Below are 2,685 nucleotides of genomic sequence, written 5' to 3'. Positions count from 1 at the left end.
TGAGCGGATCCCGGCCCGGCTTTCGTTCCGCCTTTCCGAATTTCTCGCAGAAGAATCCCTGGAGAATCTGATCGATGACAGCGCATGTACCGTAGATCTCAGTCCCGGCGGGATCCGCTTTGAAAGTTATCGTTGTCTGTCAGTGGACTCTTTGGTCAGGTTTTCCATAACTGATGAATCTTCCATCAATTCTTTCCGTGGCACCGGCCGAGTCAGGTGGTGCCGTACCCTTGATAAAGCCCCCCTCTTCCATGTTGGTGTAGCCGTTGCCGACAATGGCCTTGCCCCTGTGATCCGGAAACGAATCGGTCTCCACCGGAGCTGATTCCTTTTTTCCGGAAACCGGTATTGCTTTTAACAGGCTGATTTTCCGTTTCTTTTCTGCTTCAGGTTTTGTTTTCCGGTCTCTTGCGGGGTTCTTCCCTGTTTTTCCCGGAAAATGAGGGTCCCTCTGCTGTGGAATTTTGATCTTTTTCCTTCCATTTTATCGTGCGCAGTCTCTGGCCGAGTTTTTCCTTGTTTCGAAATCTCTTTAATTCCAGTATGATATATTAATTTTGTCCCTGTGGCAGGTCTGTGGATATGTAATGTTCCACAGGTTGGCATATTCTGTGAATGAGTACAGCCAGAGCAAAGAGAAGAAGTAGTTGCCTGTTACCTGTTTTATATAGAGAGGAGGGTTTAATGAAGAAAATGTTTTTGAGAAGCGCGGTTGTTGCCTTGGCAGGCGTTGGCCTGATGGCTGGATATACTCTGGCTGCTCCCGTGAGTGCAGACTATTGGACATTAACGGATTTCACCACCGGTACCAATGGTGAAAGTACCATGCTCACGGTGGATGTCGGGGATAATTTCAACGGCAGCTTTGGGCTTTATACAGTGGATGACGTTACCAATCCAACGACAATCGTCAGTGAGTTCGAAGTATTTGATTATAATAATGTCGGCTGGCTGGGTACGCAGTCGGTCTATTTCAACACCACTGCCACCGGCTGGCAGGTAAGCCTTGATGACGACTGGGTAGACGGTGACGACCAGGATTTCGACACTACCTTTTGTTTTTATTTTACGGACTTGGCTTCCTCCACAACCTACTATACTGATCAGCAGTTCAATCCTGGCCAGAGCGAGTATGTTTTTACCGATCTTCTTCTGCCCACTGTCGTGAAGATCGGCTTGGATACAGATGGTGATGGCTCGTGGGATCCAACCGTTGTTGCTACTGATGTTGCTCCTGTCCCCGAACCAGCCACCATGCTGCTCTTCGGTACCGGCCTGGCCGGTCTTGCCGGCGTGGTTCGCAGGAAAAAGGTGAAGTGATCTCTGTGCATCCGGACCTTAAGGACGGCTGATGACGCCGTCCGGAAGTCCCTCGTCTTTGGAAAAAACCGCCCTGTTGCTCCACAGGGCGGTTTTTTTGTTGCCAGCATCACGGAACCCGGTACTATCTGGCCCTGTTCAATCCGCCAATGGCCATATTCCACCGGACTCCACTGCCATGTTCCGCCTTATCTTTTCACCACGCATGCTGGTCGCCTTTCTGATGGGGTTTTCCTGTGGCGTCCCCCTGCTGCTGACCCTCTCGGTCCTACAGGCCTGGATGCGGCAGGATGGGGTGGACCTGTCGACCATCGGCCTCTTTTCCCTGGTCGGCCTGCCCTATACCCTCAAGTTTCTCTGGTCTCCGGTGCTTGACCGTTTTACCCTGCCGCTCTTCGGCAGGCGGCGGGGTTGGCTGCTGCTGTTCCAGGTATTGCTGATCAGCGCCATTGCCGCCCTCGGTATGACCAGTCCCCGCGAATCTCCCTGGCTGGTCGCCGGTGTGGCCTTCCTGGTTACTTTTTTTTCCGCCTCCCAGGATATTGTTGTCGATGCCTACCGGCGGGAGGACCTTGCCGATAACGAACTCGGCCTGGGTTCCTCCCTCTATGTGAACGGCTACAGGGTCGGCATGCTGCTGGCCGGCAGCGGCGGCCTGATCCTGGCCGATCATATCGCCTTTCAGCAGGTCTACCTGCTTATGGCGGCCAGCCTCCTGGTCGGGGTCCTCACCACCCTGTTCTGCCGGGAACCCGAGGTTGCCGAGGGCACGCCCACCACCTTCCGCGAGGCGGTCCTGCATCCCTTTGTCGAATATCTCCAACGGGACAGCGCCCTGCAGATCCTGCTCTTCATCCTGCTCTACAAGATCGGGGACCAGATGGCCTCCACCATGACCATCCCCTTGTACATGGATATCGGTTTCACCAAGACCGAGATCGGCACCATTGCCAAACTGTTCGGCTTCTGGGCCACCATCATCGGCGGTCTGCTGGGCGGCATCCTCCTCATTCGCCTGGGCATTGCCCGGTCTCTCTGGTTCTTCGGTATCCTGCAGGCCGTCTCCACGGCCGGTTTTTCCCTGCTCGCCCTGGTCGGCAACAGCCTGCCCGGTCTGGCCGCGGTCATCGCCTTCGAGAACCTGAGCGGCGGCATGGGCACGGCCGCCTATGTCGCCTACATGGCCTCCATCACCAATAAAAAATTCACCGCCACCCAGTATGCCCTGCTGTCCAGTCTCATGGGAATTCCCCGGGTCCTGGCCTCCGCACCCACCGGATATATGGCCGAATATATGGGCTGGCCCTGGTTTTTTTTCTTCTGCGCACTTGCCGCCATCCCCGGCCTTTTTCTTCTGCGCCGGGT

General features: G+C 55.0%; 3 protein-coding genes. All 3 read left to right on the top strand.

The annotated features are described in order from the left end of the window. Nucleotides 1-325 (top strand): PilZ domain-containing protein (locus ACXJJY_RS01540; protein WP_456384944.1); only part of this gene is annotated, 325 nt, incomplete at its 5' end. Nucleotides 326-684: 359 nt separating this feature from the next. Next, a complete protein-coding gene (locus ACXJJY_RS01535; RefSeq protein WP_456384943.1) occupies nt 685-1,320 on the top strand; it encodes a PEP-CTERM sorting domain-containing protein in 636 nt (211 codons plus the stop codon). Nucleotides 1,321-1,498: 178 nt separating this feature from the next. Further along, nucleotides 1,499-2,685 (top strand): AmpG family muropeptide MFS transporter (locus tag ACXJJY_RS01530; protein WP_456384942.1); only part of this gene is annotated, 1,187 nt, incomplete at its 3' end.

Source organism: Desulfolithobacter sp. (genome assembly GCF_054025815.1).
This window is presented reverse-complemented; position numbering and strand designations above follow the sequence as displayed.

What these genes read in the sequence shown, in the direction of transcription:
- ACXJJY_RS01535 (WP_456384943.1), top strand. Translation starts at nt 685, where the DNA reads ATGAAGAAAATGTTTTTGAGAAGCGCGGTTGTTGCCTTGGCAGGCGTT.